This is a genomic window from Polaromonas sp. A23 (genome assembly GCF_002001015.1).
Lineage (GTDB): Bacteria > Pseudomonadota > Gammaproteobacteria > Burkholderiales > Burkholderiaceae_C > Polaromonas.
The window spans coordinates 1-15,773 of record NZ_MUNO01000027.1 but is presented as its reverse complement, the minus strand read 5'-3'; the positions used below and the strand labels follow the sequence as shown (position 1 = coordinate 15,773).

At 62.3% G+C, this 15,773-nt stretch carries 18 protein-coding genes; 14 read left to right on the top strand and 4 right to left on the bottom strand.

Annotated features, from left to right (window positions below; all coding sequences use genetic code 11):
* Positions 1-21: 21 nt before the first annotated feature.
* A complete protein-coding gene (ompR, locus tag B0B52_RS15540) occupies positions 22-759 on the bottom strand; it encodes a two-component system response regulator OmpR (protein ID WP_077594572.1) in 738 nt (245 codons plus the stop codon).
* A 277-nt stretch (positions 760-1,036) separates the two neighbouring features.
* Between ompR and B0B52_RS15535 the strand changes: the two genes are divergently transcribed.
* A complete protein-coding gene (locus B0B52_RS15535; RefSeq protein WP_077594571.1) occupies positions 1,037-1,753 on the top strand; it encodes an SIMPL domain-containing protein in 717 nt (238 codons plus the stop codon).
* Between the two features lie 67 nt (positions 1,754-1,820).
* Here B0B52_RS15535 and B0B52_RS15530 read toward each other — a convergent pair whose 3' ends face one another.
* Both B0B52_RS15530 and B0B52_RS15525 read right to left on the bottom strand, forming a co-directional pair.
* The gene (locus tag B0B52_RS15530) at positions 1,821-2,309 is read right to left on the bottom strand and encodes a GNAT family N-acetyltransferase (protein WP_077594570.1); all 489 of its coding nucleotides are present in this window, start codon (positions 2,307-2,309) and stop codon (positions 1,821-1,823) included.
* On the bottom strand, positions 2,306-3,250 hold the full coding sequence (locus B0B52_RS15525) for a LysR substrate-binding domain-containing protein (protein ID WP_077594569.1): 945 nt from the start codon (positions 3,248-3,250) through the stop codon (positions 2,306-2,308). Before B0B52_RS15525 ends, B0B52_RS15530 begins: the two co-directional genes overlap by 4 nt.
* Before the next feature lie 129 nt (positions 3,251-3,379).
* Between B0B52_RS15525 and B0B52_RS15520 the strand changes: the two genes are divergently transcribed.
* The 7 genes from B0B52_RS15520 (at position 3,380) to B0B52_RS15490 (ending at position 8,746) form a co-directional block, all read left to right on the top strand.
* Positions 3,380-4,339, top strand: a complete 960-nt coding sequence (locus B0B52_RS15520; RefSeq protein ID WP_077594568.1) for a tripartite tricarboxylate transporter substrate binding protein BugE — start codon at positions 3,380-3,382, stop codon at positions 4,337-4,339.
* 89 nt (positions 4,340-4,428) lie between these two features.
* Positions 4,429-5,277, top strand: coding sequence for an N-formylglutamate amidohydrolase (locus tag B0B52_RS15515; protein ID WP_077594612.1), 849 nt, complete (start codon positions 4,429-4,431; stop codon positions 5,275-5,277).
* A gap of 42 nt (positions 5,278-5,319) precedes the next feature.
* Positions 5,320-6,360 (top strand): histone deacetylase family protein, encoded by a 1,041-nt coding sequence (locus tag B0B52_RS15510; RefSeq protein WP_077594567.1) that lies wholly within the window; start codon positions 5,320-5,322, stop codon positions 6,358-6,360.
* The gene (locus B0B52_RS15505; RefSeq protein ID WP_077594566.1) at positions 6,361-7,467 is read left to right on the top strand and encodes an NAD(P)/FAD-dependent oxidoreductase; all 1,107 of its coding nucleotides are present in this window, start codon (positions 6,361-6,363) and stop codon (positions 7,465-7,467) included. It begins immediately after the preceding gene.
* Positions 7,468-7,711: 244 nt separating this feature from the next.
* A complete protein-coding gene (locus B0B52_RS15500) occupies positions 7,712-7,930 on the top strand; it encodes a SlyX family protein (protein ID WP_077594565.1) in 219 nt (72 codons plus the stop codon).
* A gap of 40 nt (positions 7,931-7,970) precedes the next feature.
* Complete coding sequence (locus B0B52_RS15495) at positions 7,971-8,228, top strand: hypothetical protein (RefSeq protein ID WP_077594564.1); 258 nt, start codon at positions 7,971-7,973, stop codon at positions 8,226-8,228.
* A gap of 77 nt (positions 8,229-8,305) precedes the next feature.
* Complete coding sequence (locus B0B52_RS15490) at positions 8,306-8,746, top strand: DNA-binding transcriptional regulator (RefSeq protein ID WP_077594563.1); 441 nt, start codon at positions 8,306-8,308, stop codon at positions 8,744-8,746.
* 43 nt (positions 8,747-8,789) lie between these two features.
* Here the strand turns inward: B0B52_RS15490 and B0B52_RS15485 are convergent, their stop codons facing one another.
* The gene (locus B0B52_RS15485; RefSeq protein WP_077594562.1) at positions 8,790-9,842 is read right to left on the bottom strand and encodes a quinone-dependent dihydroorotate dehydrogenase; all 1,053 of its coding nucleotides are present in this window, start codon (positions 9,840-9,842) and stop codon (positions 8,790-8,792) included.
* A gap of 74 nt (positions 9,843-9,916) precedes the next feature.
* On the opposite strand from B0B52_RS15485, the gene rpiA reads away from it, so the two are divergent.
* The 6 genes from rpiA to otnI all read left to right on the top strand — a co-directional run bounded on the left by rpiA (position 9,917) and on the right by otnI (position 15,687).
* On the top strand, positions 9,917-10,588 hold the full coding sequence (gene rpiA / locus B0B52_RS15480) for a ribose-5-phosphate isomerase RpiA (protein WP_077594561.1): 672 nt from the start codon (positions 9,917-9,919) through the stop codon (positions 10,586-10,588).
* Between the two features lie 80 nt (positions 10,589-10,668).
* Entirely contained in the window at positions 10,669-11,442 is a 774-nt protein-coding gene (locus B0B52_RS15475) for a FadR/GntR family transcriptional regulator (protein WP_077594560.1), read from the top strand.
* 292 nt (positions 11,443-11,734) lie between these two features.
* Positions 11,735-12,625: an L-threonate dehydrogenase gene (gene ltnD / locus B0B52_RS15470; protein ID WP_077594559.1), complete on the top strand. Its 891-nt coding sequence runs from the start codon at positions 11,735-11,737 to the stop codon at positions 12,623-12,625.
* Positions 12,626-12,729: 104 nt separating this feature from the next.
* The gene (otnK, locus tag B0B52_RS15465) at positions 12,730-14,088 is read left to right on the top strand and encodes a 3-oxo-tetronate kinase (RefSeq protein ID WP_077594611.1); all 1,359 of its coding nucleotides are present in this window, start codon (positions 12,730-12,732) and stop codon (positions 14,086-14,088) included.
* Positions 14,085-14,768 carry an aldolase gene (locus tag B0B52_RS15460; protein WP_077594558.1) on the top strand — a complete coding sequence of 228 codons (684 nt, stop codon included), beginning with the start codon at positions 14,085-14,087 and terminating at the stop codon, positions 14,766-14,768. Before otnK ends, B0B52_RS15460 begins: the two co-directional genes overlap by 4 nt.
* An 85-nt stretch (positions 14,769-14,853) precedes the next feature.
* Complete coding sequence (gene otnI, locus B0B52_RS15455; protein ID WP_077594557.1) at positions 14,854-15,687, top strand: 2-oxo-tetronate isomerase; 834 nt, start codon at positions 14,854-14,856, stop codon at positions 15,685-15,687.
* Positions 15,688-15,773 lie beyond the last annotated feature (86 nt).

Genomic DNA, 15,773 nt, shown 5'->3' with positions numbered 1-15,773 from the left:
CGGTCGGCAGCGAGGCTCGTCTTAGCTGGTTCCGTCCGGCACGAACACATAACCAATGCCCCACACGGTCTGGATATAGCGCGGTACGGCGGCGTCCACCTCGATGAGCTTGCGCAGGCGAGACACTTGGACGTCGAGGCTGCGGTCAAAGGGTTCGAACTCGCGGCCGCGTGCCAACTGGGCCAGTTTCTCGCGCGACAGCGGCTGGCGGGGGTGCCGCACCAGCGTCTTGAGCATGGCGAATTCGCCAGTGGTCAGCGGCAGCTCCTCGCCGTTTTTCTGCAGCGTGCGCAAGCCCATGTCGAAGCTGAAAGGGCCAAAATTGACCACTTCCTGCTCGCTCGAAGGGGCTCCCGGCACTTCCACCGCGGGGCGGCGGCGCAGCACGGCATGAATGCGTGCCAGCAGTTCGCGAGGATTGAAGGGTTTGGCCAGATAGTCGTCGGCACCCACTTCCAGGCCGACGATGCGGTCCACGTCCTCGCCTTTGGCGGTGAGCATGATGATGGGGGTGCGGTCGTTGGCGGCGCGCAGGCGGCGGCAAATGGAGAGGCCATCTTCGCCTGGCATCATCAAATCCAGCACGATGAGGTCGACTGCATCGCGCATCATGATGCGGTTAAGGGCTTTGCTGTCTTCCGCCAGGATGACTTCAAAGCCCTCCTGGGTTAGGTAACGGCGCAGAAGGTCACGGATACGGGCATCGTCGTCAAGAATCAGGATCTTGTCGGCACGGGTCGAATTGCTAGCTTGTGTCATAGGGCCATCGTAATTTGTAACAGAGCCGATTTTGAGGGCTAAAAACGCAGAATCGAATTTTTTTGTGCACTTTGACATACTGTTACAGAAGTTGCGGGCTGGTGCAAGCACGATAACGGCCAGATGCAGGCCAAAGCGATGATTGGCGTCAAAGATGACGATCAATAGCGACCAATGCTGACAAGGAAAGCAGAAAAAATACTCTAGGCTCGCGGTGACCTGCCTTCGGCCAAGCTCCACCAATTTCCTTTTTTCCTCAACCCAACGGAAGCCTTTCTTGAAAAATCAATCCCAACTCTTCGCAGCCTGCCTCTTGCTGGTCGGCAGCACCGGACTCCTGGCACAAGGTGTGATGCCCGTGCTTGCTGCACAGCCCCAAAACGTGGCGCAGCTTTCGGCCAGCGCAACGATTGAGGTCCAGCAGGACCTGTTGTCGATTGCCTTGAGCACCACGCGTGACGGAACGGACTCGGCTGCAGTACAGAACCAGCTCAAACAGGCGCTCGAATCCGCATTGGCTGAAGCAAAAAAAACGGCCCAGCCGGGCTTGATGGATGTGCGTACGGGTAATTTCAGCCTGTATCCGCGTTACGGCAAGGATGGCAAGATCAACGGCTGGCAAGGCAGCACGGAACTGGTCCTGGAGGGCAGGGATTTCCCGCGGATCACTGCGGCGGCCGGCAAGATTCAGACATTGACGATGGGCGGCGTCAGTTTTGCGCTGAGCCGCGAACAGCGTGCCAAGGTTGAGGGCGATGCGCAGGCGCAGGCTATTGAGCGTTTCAAGGCCAAGGCCTCGGAAGTTGCGCGGTCATTTGGCTTTTCCAGCTATTCGCTGCGCGAAGTTTCCATCAATGCCAACGACCAGGGACCCGTTCGTCCGCGCATGATGGCCATGGAGGCCAAAGCCGCCATGGCCGACTCGTCCATTCCTGTGGAGGCTGGGAAGAGCGCGGTTCTGGTCAACGTCTCGGGCTCTGTCCAGATGAAGTGACCCCGTTTGGTCCCTGCAGAGCGCGCGCATGAATGAGTGCGAGCTTTTGCAGTTGGCTTTGCGTTATCTATTTAACTTCCTGGCGTGCGAAGTCGTTCAGGGTTGGACCGGCCAGGCGATATCGCACCCACTCAGATTGCGGCTTGGCCCCTAGCGATTGATAGAACACGATGGCGGGCTCGTTCCAGTCCAGCACGCTCCATTCCAGCCGTCCACAGCCGCTGTCAACAGCCAGTTTGGCCAAGTGGCGCAACAGGTGTTTGCCGGCGCCGCCCCTGCGGTGTTGGGGGGAGATGTACAGGTCTTCGAGGTACATGCCCTTGCGCCCCAGCCATGTGGAATAGCTGAGGAAATACACCGCAAAGCCTGCGGGCTGGCCGTTGACCGTGCAAATGAGTGCCCGTGCGGGAGAGTCAGGCGCGAACAGGCTAGACTCAATATCCGCCGCACTGGCCACCACCTCATGCGCTGCTTTTTCATAAATAGCCAGCTCGACGATGAAGGCGTGGATCAAGGCGGTGTCGGGCGCTTGCGCCTCGCGGATGTCGATGTTCATGGGTTCTTTCCTGTGATCGTGTCGGGGTAGGGGGCTTGGCCGTCGACCTTGTTCACCGCATCCAGCAGCCACTGCCGGAAACTGATCAGCGGTTTGAGGTGGCTGCGTGATTCCGGGTAGCACAGGTAGTAGCCCATCTCGTCCATGTACCCGTCCTTGAGTGGTGCTGACACCAGCCCTGCCGCAATGTCGTCCTTGACCAGGCAATGCGGCACCAGTGCCAGGCCCATGCCCGCCATCACGGCACGGATCAGGCTGTGAAACTGGTCCAGCTGCGGACCCATGAGGGCGTTGACGCCGCTCACCCCGTGGGCTTCACACCAATGTGACCAGGCATGGGGCACGCTGACATGCTGAAGAAGGGTAAAGCCTGCGACGTCCTGGGCTTTGCGCAGGTGCGGCTTGCGCGGCACGGCCGGCGGTGCGATCAATACGACATCGCGGCCGGTGAGGTAGTCGGCCACCGCACCGGGCCAGTTGCCGTTGCCAAACAGGATGGAGCAGTCAAGGTCGGCGCGCTGGAAGTCGTAACCCTGCAGATAAGGCACGAAATTAAGCGCGATCAGCGGCTGTGCTTTCTGGAAGTCGGGCAGCCGCGGGATCAGCCATTTGGCGCCGAACGTCGGCAGCGTTGAAATGTGAAGAGCACCGCCGCCGTCGCCGCTGGTGATGAGGTCCAGCGTGGCCGCTTCGAGCTGGGCCAGCAGCGGGCGGATGGCCGCTTCATAACGCACGCCGGCCGGTGTCAGCGTGAGCCGCTGGCGTATCCGCTCGAAAAGCAGCACGCCGGTCATCTGCTCAAGCTCGCTGATCTGTTTGCTCACGGCGCTTTGCGTCAGATGAAGCGCTTCGGATGCACGCGAGACGCTGCCAAAACGCGCGGTGGCGGTGAAGGCTTTGAGCAAATGAATGGGGGGCTGCAGCCGTTTCATGACATTCATGGCGCGATCTTATCGCTAATTTCATTCCATTGTGGAATGACTTGAGTCGAATACTTCAGCTTCTTTGGCCTCTGAAGGTGGTTTCATTCGTCCACAATTCATTCATCAAATTACTTCCATGGAGTTCACATGCAGCGACGACACCTGATGGCATTGACGGCAAGTTCATTACTTCCAGGACTTGGTTCGGCCCAAGCCGGCAAGCCCCTGAGGCTGCTGGTTCCCTTTCCTCCCGGCGGAGCGACTGACATCACTGCGCGCGTATTGTCAGAGCCCCTGGCACGCGTTCTGGGGCTACCCGTGATCGTGGAAAACCGCGCCGGCGCAGGTGGCTCCATCGGCATGGCTGAAGTGGCGCGGTCTGCGCCGGACGGTTTCACGCTGGGCGTGGCAACCTTGTCGACGCATGGTGTGAATCCGGCGGTCTACACCAAGCTGCCCTATGACCCGATCAAGGATTTTGTGGCGGTGACCGAACTGGTTAAAGCGCCGGGCGTGATAGTCGTCAACGCCAGCCTGCCGGTGCGCAACTACGCTGAACTGATTGCCTACCTCAAGGCCAACCCGGGCAAGCTCAGCTATGCCTCACCGGGCAACGGCACCATCGGCCACATGTGGGGTGAGCTGTTCAAAAGCACCACCAATACCTTCATGGTGCATATCCCTTATCGCGGCGCCGGTCCGGCCCTCAACGATGTGGTTGCCGGCCAGGTGATGGTTTATTTCGACCAGGTGGCCGCTTCGCTGCCTTTCATCCAGTCGGGCAAGCTCAGGGCGATTGCGGTGTCGTGGAACAAACGCCTGGAGGTGTTGCCGAACACCCCGACCTACGCGGAGTTATCGCTGTTTTCCAACAATGATCCGTCCTGGTTTGGCCTGGTCGCGCCCGCGGGAACGCCGGTTGCCGGTGTCAGGCGGATCCACGAGGCGGTCGTCAGTGTGTTGCGCGAACCGGCGGTCAGCGCCAGGCTTTCGGGGCAGGGCTTGTTCGCTTCCGGCACGTCGCCCGACGAGTTCGCAGCGCAGCTCAAAAAAGAAATTGACAAGATGCAGCGCATCGCCAGATTTGCAAAAATCCGGCTTGATTGATGCCGTTCGCAAGATTGATGCATCCTGCGAGTCTGCTGCGCATCCGTACTGCCAGGCAGAGGCTTGCGCGGCAGGTCACAATGAAAGCCATGACTTCACCTGTTCGCCACTTACCAGGGGCCAGTGCACTGGTGCTGGACTCGCCGCATAGCGGCACTGTGTACCCCGCCGATTTCTCCCATGCCTGCGAGTTTCGCGTTTTGCGCCGCGCCGAAGACACTCACGTCGAAAAACTTTATGACTTCGCCCCGGGCCTGGGTGTGCACTGGATTGAAGCGCTCTTTCCGCGCAGCTATCTGGACGTCAATCGCGACACCACCGAGATCGATGTGGAGCTGTTCGACGAAGAGTGGCCCGGCCCGGTGGCAACCGATCCCACGGTCCTGTCCAAAGTCAGGCTCGGCAAGGGGCTGGTCTGGCGCACCACCGATGAAGGCGTGCCGATCTATCAGCGCAAGCTCTCGGTGGCCGAAGTGCAGGCGCGCATTGCACAGTGCTGGCAGCCTTATCACGCAGCGGTGGCGCGGGCGATAGACACCGCGCATGCGCAGCACGGCTACAGCATCCATATCAACTGCCACTCCATGCCCGCAGTCGCTTCCAGTTATTCCACGGATTTTCCGGGGGAGGAACATGCCGACTTTGTGGTCGGCAACCGCGACGAGACGACCTCCAGCCCGGCGTTGGGTATGCTGGTTTGCGAGCATCTGCGCGAACTCGGCTACAGCGTGGCCTACAACCACCCGTACAAGGGCGTGGAGCTGGTGCGGCGTTATGCCGACCCGGATGCTCACCGCCACAGCATCCAGCTGGAGATCAACCGCAAGCTTTATATGAATGAAGAGACGCTGGAACCCGGTGATGGCTTCGATGCGTTGAAGGCCAATCTCCGTTCATTGACAGAGCGGCTGCTGCACACCGATCCGCGGCTGCTATAAATACCCGGCGCCGATCGGGCGCCGACCTTGACCCCACGCTTCATGATTGCCCTCTTCAGCGACACCCACGAACTCCACGCGCCTGCCTTCGAGTTTTTCCGAGGCGAGCGCGTGCCCTGTTTTGAAACCCCTGCGCGCGCCGCCTTTGTCAAAAAAAGCCTGCAGCAGGCCGGGCATGCACTGCGTCAACCTCACGTCGACAGCCGTGCGGTGCTGGCGCAGATACACAGTGCGCGTTACCTCGCGTTTCTCGAGAACGCATGGAGCGACTGGCTGGCCCTGGCGCCGGGCAATGCCGGCCTGCAGCCTTTTCCCTCGGTATGGCCGGTGCGCACCTTGCGCAGTGACCGGGAGCCGGCGAACTTTGTAGCGCGCCTGGGTCTTTATTCGATGGACAACGGCTCGCCACTGTCGGCCGGCACCTGGGCCGCCGCCAAGGCCGGCGCCGATGCTGCAGCCAGCGCCGCAGCCTTGCTGGGCGAAGGCGCCAGGGCGGTTTTCTGCTGCAGCCGGCCGCCGGGGCATCATGCCGGCGCTGATTTCATGGGCGGTTATTGCTTTCTCAACAATGCCGCCGTGGCAGCTCAGGCCCTGCGCAATTCGGGCCGGGCGCGTGTGGCTGTGCTCGATGTGGACTACCACCATGGCAACGGCACGCAGAGCATCTTTTATGACCGTTCCGACGTCCTCTTTGTCAGCCTGCATGGCGATCCGCACACCGAATACCCGTTCTATCTGGGCCATGCGGACGAGACAGGCGAGGGCGCCGGGCTGGGTTTCAACCTCAACCTGCCGCTGGCAGCCGGTTCGTCGGCAGGCGCCTGGTTTGACGCGCTTGAACAGGGCTGCCTGCGCATCAGCCAATTTGGCGCTGAGGCGCTGGTGGTGTCACTGGGGCTGGATACCTTTGAAGACGACCCGATTTCCACCTTTGCCCTGAAGCTTGCCGATTTCAGACGCCTGGGGCAGAAGCTGGCCGCGCTTGGGTTGCCCACCGTGTTTGTGCTTGAGGGCGGCTACGCGGCCGAGGCACTGGGCACCAACGCGGTCGAGGTGCTTGACGGATTTGATCAGGGAGCGTGAATGGACCGTGTTGATGTGGTGGTGATTGGCGCAGGCGTGGTCGGGCTGGCGGTGGGGCGCGCCCTTGCCCTGCGCGGGCGCGAGGTGATGGTGCTGGAGGCTGCGGATGCCATAGGTACCGGAACCAGTTCGCGTAACAGCGAAGTGATTCATGCCGGTATTTATTACCCGCAGGGCTCGCTCAAGGCGCGGCTGTGTGTGGAAGGCAAGGACTTGCTATACCGCTATTGCGCCGAGCGCGGTATTGGCCACAGCCGCTGCGGAAAACTGATCGTCGCCACGCAGGCCTCACAAATTGCCCAGTTGCAATCCATCATCGACAAGGCCGCGGCCAATGGCGTGCATGACCTGAAGTTCCTGACGCGCGAACAAGCACAGGCGTTGGAGCCGAATCTGGAATGCGTGGCGGCGGTGTCTTCACCGAGCACGGGAATTGTGGACAGCCATGGCCTGATGCTGGCCCTGCAGGGCGATCTGGAGAATGCAGGCGGCATGGTGGTACTCAATTCGCCCCTGGCCCTTGCCCGATGTGCGCAGGCAGCTATCACTTTGGTAGCGGAAGATGGCACCGAGCTGGAAGCGCAAACCGTCGTCAATGCCGCCGGCCTGCATGCGCAGGCGCTGGCGCGGCGCTTCGAGGGCCTGGCTACGGAGCATGTGCCACCCAGCCACTATGCCAAAGGAAATTACTTCACGCTGTCAGGCCGCTCGCCTTTCAGCCGTCTGATTTATCCGGTGCCCGAAGCTGCCGGGTTGGGCGTCCACCTGACCATTGACCTCGGCGGCCAAGCCAAATTTGGCCCCGATGTGCAGTGGGTTGACTCACCCGATGATTTGGTGGTGGACCCACGGCGCGGCGACGGTTTCTACCAGGAAGTGCGTAAATACTGGCCCGCACTGCCCGGCGGAGCGTTGATTCCCGGTTATGCCGGCATACGCCCCAAGATCCAGTCGCCGGCTGAGCCTGCGAGGGACTTCCTGATCCAGGGGCCGGGCACGCATGGTGTTCCGGGCCTGGTCAACCTGTTCGGTATCGAGTCGCCGGGACTGACCAGCTCGCTGGCGCTGGGGGAGTGTGTGGTGGACATGCTGGCTGGTGTCCGATAGAAATTGGCCGGGGCACTTTGGGTTGGCACCCTGTTCGCTATCGATTTTATAGCTACTGGCGCCCGTGTTTAAAGGGCAAAGAGGTGATTTGATTCATGCTTTTGCCGGTTGAAGGCCTTGCGAGCCTGTCCTGGCATGCACGGGTTGGTCGAAAAGCAGCTTTCCGCCGTGTTGCCAGCAACCTCTGGCAGATGAGCCGCAGAACCGTGGCCGTTGCTGGCGCAAACTCGTGTCCAATAGGGGCATGGATACCGCACAAGAGATAGACAAGCGCCTGACCGACCTGGAGATCAAGGCCAGTTTTGGCGAAGACCTGCTGGAAGAACTCAACCAGGTGATCGTCCGGCAGCAACAGCAAATCGACTTGCTGATCCGGGAAGTCAGTGAGCTTCGCCAGCAAATCCCCGAAGCCGGCACCCGCCAGCCGGGCCTTGCCGCCAACGATCTTCCACCGCGCTATTGAGCGCTTGCCTTCCCACAGATTTCCACATCGACCGCACCGCATGGCCACCGCACAAAGCATTACCACCGACGACTACAAGCTGTTTCCATCGCCGCGCAACCGGCATCGCACGATTTTCCTGTATCAGGTCTTCGTGCCTTACCCCTACATGCTGATTGACATGGACAGCTACAACCTCAAGGGCAAATACAGCCTGTTCGCGGCCTGCCGGCTCGCCGACAACAAAATGGGGCAGTTGGTCACGCTGGAGCTGCCTGAAGACGAGCTGCGCTTCAAGCAGAAGTTTGTACCCGACTGAGCGCCGCGCGCCGCCGAATTTTTCCCTCCTACAATTGGAGGAGATGCCCTCGTAATTCCAACCAGGAGATTGTTGAAGTGCCCAATATCGCCAGCGTTTTAAAGGCAGAAATTTCCCGCGTCGCGCGCAAGGATGCCCGCGCAGAGTCCCAACCCCTCAAGAAAGCGTCAGCGCAATACCGTTCTGACATTGCTGCCCTGAAAAGGCGGGTGCTTGCCCTCGAAAAACAACTGGGCCGCCTGGCCAGGTCAGGCAGGAAATCTGCGCCGGCCGCCTCAGAAGAAGAGGACCCACGCAGTGGATTGCGCTTCAGCGCCAAAGGGCTTGTTGCGCAAAGGCGCCGGCTGGACCTGACGGCCGCTGCGGCTGCAAAGCTTCTCAATGTGTCCGTACAGTCCGTCTACAAATGGGAAGAGGGCAAGACCCGTCCCCGCGCCAGCCAGTTGCCGGCCATCGCCAGCTTGAGAAAGATGGGCAAGCGGGAAGTCGCGGTGCGGCTGGCCGAACTGGCGGGTTGATTTGCTACGAATATAGGAGCTGCTTGCGTCCGTATCTATTGGGCTAGCGGCTCTTTTTAATCGCCAATGCGGCCTGGGGGACGAGATCCGGCCCCTTGTAGATCAGCCCGGTGTAGATCTGCACCACGTCGGCGCCGGCCTTGATTTTGGACACCGCGTCCGGGCCGCTCATGATGCCGCCCACGCCGATGATGGGGAAGCCTTTTCCCAATGCGGCGCGTAGCTGGCTGATCACGCGATTGCTGGCCTCAAGCACCGGCGCTCCGCTCAGGCCACCGGCTTCTTCGGCGTGGGGCATTCCTTTGACGGCGTCGCGGCTGAGGGTGGTGTTGGTTGCCACCACGCCGTCCATGCCGTGGCGCTTGAGCGTCGCGGCAATCACTTCCACCTGAGCCTCGTCGAGGTCGGGCGCGATCTTCACAAAAATGGGCACCCGCTTGCCATGCTCTTTGGCCAGGCTTTCGCGGCGTTCCGCAATGCGTCCCAGCAGTGCATCCAGCGCCTCGTCGCTTTGCAGCGCCCGCAGGTTTTTGGTGTTGGGGCTGGAGATATTGACCGTCACATAGTCGGCATGCGGATAAACACCGTCCAGGCAGATCAGGTAGTCATCGACCGCGTTCTCAATCGGCGTGGCGGCATTCTTGCCGATGTTCAGGCCCAGCAGCAAAGGATGCTTGACGTTCTGGCGGCGAAAGCTGGACTTCTGCACATTGGCGATGAAGGCGTCCAGGCCTTCGTTGTTGAAGCCAAGCCGGTTGATCAGCGCATTGGCCTGCGGCAGGCGGAACATGCGCGGCTTGGGGTTGCCCGGTTGGGCTTTGGGCGTGACGGTACCGACTTCCACGAAGCCAAAACCCATGGCGGCCAGGCCGTCGATGCAGCGCGCGTTTTTGTCCAGCCCTGCGGCCAGGCCCACGCGGTTGGCGAACTTCAACCCGGCCAGCTCGATCGGATCGTCCACCCGGCTTGAGCAGTAAACCAGCGACAGCGGCGTGCGCTGGGTTCCGGCCAGCGAGGCCATGGTCAGTTCGTGGGCAGTTTCTGCGTCGAGCCCAAATAAAAAGGGGCGGGCGAGGGCGTAAGGCAGCAGGGACATTGGATAATTTGGGTTGTTCTGGCGATAGCGCGGTGCGCTTAGCTATTGTCGCAAACCTCACAACCTTCTTCACCATGACCCAAGACGAACTCAAAACACTGGTCGGCCAGGCCGCCCTCAGCTATGTCGAGCCCGGCAGCATCGTCGGTGTCGGCACCGGTTCCACCGTCAACAAGTTCATCGACGCGCTGGCCGGCATCAAGGACACAATCGCCGGTGCGGTGTCCAGTTCGGTGGCCTCCACCGAACGCCTGAAGGCGCTGGGCATCAAGGTGTTTGAGGCGGTCGATGTGGAGGAACTGGCGGTCTACATCGACGGCGCGGACGAGATCGACCATGCGGGCTACATGATCAAGGGCGGCGGCGCGGCCCTGACGCGCGAAAAAATCGTGGCGGCCCAGTCGCGCAAGTTTGTCTGTATTGCCGACGAGTCCAAGCTGGTGCAGACCTTGGGCCATTTTCCCTTGCCGGTGGAAGTGATTCCCATGGCAGCGCAGCGCATCCGCAGGCAATTTGAAGCCTTGGGCGGCACCGCCACCCTGCGCCTGAAAAACGGTGCGCCGCTGGTCACCGACAACGGCCAGCACATTCTGGATGTGACCGGCCTGAAGATCAGCGATCCGCTGGCCTTCGAGTCCCAGGTCAACCAGTGGCCCGGGGTGGTGACGGTCGGGGTGTTTGCTTTCCAGAAGGCGCATGTCTGCCTGCTCGGCACGGAATCCGGCGTCAAGACGCTGGTTTTCTAGGAAACTGAAGAAACCGGGGTGAACCCCCACAGGGCCAAAGACTGGATGTTGTAGAGTTGTACGACAAATTTCAGGCACCCATGACCCACCGTTTTCAGTCCATCACGCCCGGTGTTCACCTCTCAGAACAGGTAGCCGAGGCCCTGTCGGCCGAAATCCGCGCTGGCCGGCCGGCGGCGGGCGAGAAGCTGCCGACCGAAGCGGCGCTGGTCGAGCAGTTCGCCGTCAGCCGCACGGTGGTGCGCGAGGCGGTCTCGCGCCTGAAGTCGCTGGGCCTTGTGGAGTCGCGCCAGGGCAGCGGGGTGTTTGTGCGGCGTGCCGCTTTTGCGCCGCTGAATTTCGATACACGTTCGGCGGCCTCCAAGCAGGCCGTAATCCAGATGGTGGAGGTACGCCGCGCGCTGGAGGCAGAGGTGGCAGCGCTGGCCGCACAGCGCCGCACGGCCGCCGACGTCAAGCGCATTCGCCAGGCAATGGCGGCGCTTGACAAGGCCGTCAAGGCCGGCGGCGATGGCGCCGAAGAAGATGTGAACTACCACCGCGCGATTGCGGATTCGGCACAGAACCCGTTTCTCATCAGCACGCTGGATTATTTGCGCCAGTTCCTGCGCGGCGTCACGCGTGTCACCCGCGCCAACGAAGCGCGCCGGGCTGACTTTGCAGGGCAGGTGCGGGCAGAGCATGAAGCCATTGCCAAGGCCATTGAGGCTGGCGACGCCTTGAAGGCACGACAGGCTGCGGCCCGCCACATGGACAACGCGATCCGGCGCATCGAACAGGCCGATCCGGCTTTCTGGCAGCAGGAGGGTGTGCAGTTGGCCAGTGCGCTGCTTCCACAAGCCCGCGCGCACTGATCCCTAGGAGTCTGGGCGGCAGAAGGAACGTCGGCTGCAAAGTGGCCGCGACGGTCCATTTTTCACCGGCTTTTTGCCCCATAGCTACGGCTATGGCGCTGCAAACCCGGCAAAAACTGGCCTCGCCGGGGCCACTTCTCGCTTCGACGCCTTCTGCCGCCCAGACTCCTAGCCGTTTTCTGCAGCGCGGCCCCGAAAGAAAGCCGCCATGCTGCTCGCTATAATTTGTATGATAACAATATGAATAGAGCAAATCAGAAATCGGGCATGCCCCGGCTGAAGGAGTGAGTCAATGAGCCAGATTGCAGGAGTGATCGGCCTCGGTGCCATGGGCAGCGGCATGGCGCAGTCGCTGCGCCGCGCCGGCTACCAGGTGCATGTGTTTGATGTGCGGCCAGAAGCCGGGCTGGTATTTGCCGAAGGTGGCGGTGTGGCCTGTGCCTCGCTGGCAGAACTCGCCGCCGCCTGTGACGTGGTGGTGTCGGTGGTTGTCAATGCCGCGCAGACCGAGGCCGTGTTGTTCGGCCCTGGCGGCTGCGCGTCGGCCATGAAACCCGGCAGCGTGTTTGTGATGTGTTCCACCGTCGATCCGACCTGGTCGATCGCGCTGGAACAACGCTTGGCCGACCTGGGCCTGCTTTACATCGATGCACCAATTTCCGGCGGTGCCGCCAAGGCCGCCAGCGGCGAGATGACCATGATGACCTCAGGCGCGCCGGCCGCCTACGCGAAGGCCGAACCCGCGCTCCAGGCCATGGCTGCCAAGGTCTACAGGCTGGGCGAGACGGCGGGCGCCGGCAGCAAGGTCAAGATCATCAACCAGCTGCTCGCCGGCGTGCACATTGCCGCAGCCGCCGAAGCCATGGCGCTGGGCCTGCGCGAGGGTGTGGACCCGGCCGCGCTCTACGAGGTCATCACGCACAGCGCCGGCAACAGCTGGATGTTCGAAAACCGCATGGCGCATGTGCTGGCGGCCGACTACACGCCGCTTTCGGCGGTGGACATCTTCGTGAAAGACCTCGGCATCGTGCTCGATGTCGCGCGTGCCAGCAAGTTTCCGCTGCCGCTGTCATCAACAGCGCACCAGATGTTCATGCAGGCCTCCACTGCCGGTTTTGCGAAAGAGGACGACAGCGCGGTGATCAAGATATTCCCGGGCATCGAGTTGCCGAAAAAACCATGAGTGTCCACCCCCCTTCTTCAACAGTCAGGGCCGCGGGACCAGCTTTGCCGGCCCGCAGGCGCAGCGCCCCCTCGGGGGGCAGCGAAGCACACGAAGTGGCGAGCGTGGGGGCTCTATTTCTAGGTTGTATCGCGGACGATTTCACCGGTGCGACCGATCTGGCCAACAACCTTGTGCGTGCAGGCATGCGTGTGGTGCAGACCATCGGTGTGCCGAACGGCCCGCTGGGCGCGGAGGTCGATGCCGTGGTGGTGGCGCTGAAGTCGCGCACCGTGCCGCATGACCAGGCGGTGGCTGAATCGCTGGCCGCGCTGGCCTGGCTGCAGACGCAGGGCGCTCAGCAGATTTATTTTAAATACTGCTCGACCTTTGACAGCACGGCGCAGGGCAACATCGGCCCGGTGACCGAGGCGCTGATGGATGCGCTGCAGACAGGCTTCACGATTGCCACGCCGGCTTTTCCCGACAACAAGCGCACGGTGTTCAAGGGTTACCTGTTTGTGGGCGATGTACTGCTCAATGAAAGCGGCATGCAGAACCACCCGCTGACACCCATGCTGGACGCCAACCTGGTGCGCGTGATGCAGGCCCAGACCAAGCGGCGTGTCGGCTTGCTCGACCACAGTGTGGTCACACGCGGCGCGGCTGCGGTGCGCGAACGCATGGCGCAGTTGCAGGCGGACGGGGTTGGGGTGGCTATCGTGGATGCGGTATCCAATGACGACCTGCTGCGCCTGGGGCCGGCACTCCAGGGCATGCCCCTGGTGACGGCCGGTTCCGGCGTCGCCATTGGCTTGCCAGCCAACTTCGGCATCACGCCCTCGGATCAGGCCAGCCGCTTGCCAGCTGCGGGCGGACTGCAGGCGGTGGTGTCGGGCAGCTGCTCGCTGGCGACGAACCGGCAGGTGCAGGACTTCATGAAGCGGGGCAATCCTGCGCTGGCCATCGACCCCTTGCGCATCGCCTCAGGTGCCGATGTGGTGGCCGAGGTGCTGGCCTGGGCGCGGCCACTGCTGGCGCGCGGCCCGGTGCTGGTGTATTCCACCGCCGACAGTGGTGACGTGAAGGCCGTGCAGGGAAGGCTCGGGGTGGAAGAAGCCGGCGCCCTGGTCGAACGCACGCTGGCCGCGGTGGCGAGTGGCCTGGTGCAACTGGGCGTGCGCCAGCTGGTGGTGGCCGGCGGCGAGACTTCGGGCGCCTGCGTGCAGGCGCTGGGCATCACGCAGATGCAGATCGGCCCGCAGATTGACCCTGGCGTGCCCTGGTGTCATGCCGCAATAGAGCCCCCACGCTCGGCACTGCGTGTCCTCGCTGCCCCCCAGGGGGGCGTCGCCGACCTTGGGGCGGCCCGGCGGTCGTCGGCCACGACCGGCGATGGCGATGGCGGTCTGCATCTTGCGCTGAAGTCAGGCAACTTCGGCAGCGACGACTTCTTCACCAAAGCCTTTACGATGCTGGCATGACTGCACTCACCGAGAACCAGGCCAGAGAAGAGATTTGCCGCGTTGGCAAAAGCCTGTTCGAGCGCGGTTACGTGCACGCCACGGCCGGCAACATCAGCGTGCGGCTCGATGCCTCGGCGGGCGGCGGTTTCCTGATCACGCCGACCGACGCCTGCCTGGGTTTTCTGGACCCGGCGCGGCTGGCCCGGCTCGATGCCGATGCGAAGCAGCTCAGCGGCGACACCGCGAGCAAAACCATCGCGCTGCATGCCGGCATCTACGCGGCGGCGTCGAGGTTCGACCCCGCCACGCGTTGCGTCATCCACACCCACAGCACGCACTGTGTGGCGCTGAGCCTGCAAGCCACGGGCGAGGAATTGCTGCCGGCGCTTACGCCCTATTTCGTGATGAAGGTTGGCCATGTGCCACTGATTGGCTACCACCGCCCGGGCGATGCCGCCGCCGCAACCCGGGTGGGTGAAGCCATCACACGGTATGGTCAGCGAGGCACGCCGATACGCGCTGTCATGCTGGCGCGGCTGGGCCCCAATGTCTGGCACCACAGCCCGGCCGCGGCCATGGCCGCGCTGGAAGAACTCGAGGAAACCGCCAGGCTCGTGCTGCTTGCCGATGCGTCGCCGGAGCCGCTGACCGGGCCGCAAATCGACGAGCTGCGCCAGACTTTCGGAGCCCGTTGGTAAAGATGATTCGTAGGTAAATTGGCCTTCGGCCCTTTAAATACGTGCACAAGTAGCTATCAATTCAAGAGCGTTTCAGAGAATTTCTATGCCGAAATTTGCAGCTAATTTGTCGATGATGTACCCCGAGCTGCCCTTTCTGGACCGCTTCGAGGCGGCAGCGAAGGACGGTTTCAAGGCGGTGGAGTTTCTTTTCCCCTATGCATTCGGCAAGCAGGAATTGGCCGCGCGCCTGAAGGGCAACGGCTTGCAACAGGTGCTGTTCAATGCGCCGCCGGGCGGAACCGATGCCGCGTCCATCGCCCAGGCCTGGGATCAGTCCGGTGTCCGGGGGACTGCGGCGGTGCCGGGCCGCGAAGCGGAATTCCGCACTGGCGTGCTGTTGGCCCTGGAGTACGCAGAAGCACTGGATTGCCCGCGCATGCACCTGATGGCCGGCCTGCTGGAAGCGGGGAACGAACGCGAGGCGCTGCGGCCGCTGTATGTCGCCAACCTGCGCTGGGCCGCGGCCGAAGCCGCCAAACATGGGCGGGATGTTCTGATCGAGCCGATCAACACACGCGACGTGCCGCGCTTCTTTCTGAACCGGCAGGACCACGCGCACGAGATCGTGGCCGAGGTCGGCGCACCCAACCTCAAGGTGCAGATGGATCTGTACCACTGCCAGATCGTCGAGGGTGATGTGGCCATGAAGATACGCCAGTACCTGCCGACTGGAGCGGTTGGCCACTTCCAGATCGCCGGTGTGCCGGAGCGGCACGAACCCGACATCGGGGAAGTTAATTACCCCTACCTGTTCAGCGTGATTGACGAGGTGTCGCAGGCCTGCGGTTGGGACGGCTGGCTGGGTTGCGAGTACCGGCCGAAAAAAGGCGGCCAGCCGGGTGGAACCTCGGCCGGTCTGGGCTGGCTGCCGCGCTGAACGCGGCAGGCGCCTCGGGTCTAGAAGCGGATTCCGGCGGGGTTACTTGGCGCGGGCGCTGCTGGGGCTCCCGGGGTGTTGGGCTG

Excerpts from the sequence above, each read along its gene's own strand:
- ompR (WP_077594572.1), bottom strand. The coding sequence starts at position 759 with ATGACACAAGCTAGCAATTCGACCCGTGCCGACAAGATCCTGATTCTT.
- B0B52_RS15525 (WP_077594569.1), bottom strand. The coding sequence starts at position 3,250 with ATGAATGTCATGAAACGGCTGCAGCCCCCCATTCATTTGCTCAAAGCC.
- rpiA (WP_077594561.1), top strand. The coding sequence starts at position 9,917 with ATGACCCAAGACGAACTCAAAACACTGGTCGGCCAGGCCGCCCTCAGC.
- ltnD (WP_077594559.1), top strand. The coding sequence starts at position 11,735 with ATGAGCCAGATTGCAGGAGTGATCGGCCTCGGTGCCATGGGCAGCGGC.
- B0B52_RS15475 (WP_077594560.1), top strand. The coding sequence starts at position 10,669 with ATGACCCACCGTTTTCAGTCCATCACGCCCGGTGTTCACCTCTCAGAA.
- B0B52_RS15530 (WP_077594570.1), bottom strand. The coding sequence starts at position 2,309 with ATGAACATCGACATCCGCGAGGCGCAAGCGCCCGACACCGCCTTGATC.
- B0B52_RS15460 (WP_077594558.1), top strand. The coding sequence starts at position 14,085 with ATGACTGCACTCACCGAGAACCAGGCCAGAGAAGAGATTTGCCGCGTT.
- B0B52_RS15515 (WP_077594612.1), top strand. The coding sequence starts at position 4,429 with ATGACTTCACCTGTTCGCCACTTACCAGGGGCCAGTGCACTGGTGCTG.
- B0B52_RS15500 (WP_077594565.1), top strand. The coding sequence starts at position 7,712 with ATGGATACCGCACAAGAGATAGACAAGCGCCTGACCGACCTGGAGATC.
- B0B52_RS15505 (WP_077594566.1), top strand. The coding sequence starts at position 6,361 with ATGGACCGTGTTGATGTGGTGGTGATTGGCGCAGGCGTGGTCGGGCTG.
- otnI (WP_077594557.1), top strand. The coding sequence starts at position 14,854 with ATGCCGAAATTTGCAGCTAATTTGTCGATGATGTACCCCGAGCTGCCC.
- B0B52_RS15520 (WP_077594568.1), top strand. The coding sequence starts at position 3,380 with ATGCAGCGACGACACCTGATGGCATTGACGGCAAGTTCATTACTTCCA.
- B0B52_RS15510 (WP_077594567.1), top strand. The coding sequence starts at position 5,320 with ATGATTGCCCTCTTCAGCGACACCCACGAACTCCACGCGCCTGCCTTC.
- B0B52_RS15485 (WP_077594562.1), bottom strand. The coding sequence starts at position 9,842 with ATGTCCCTGCTGCCTTACGCCCTCGCCCGCCCCTTTTTATTTGGGCTC.
- B0B52_RS15495 (WP_077594564.1), top strand. The coding sequence starts at position 7,971 with ATGGCCACCGCACAAAGCATTACCACCGACGACTACAAGCTGTTTCCA.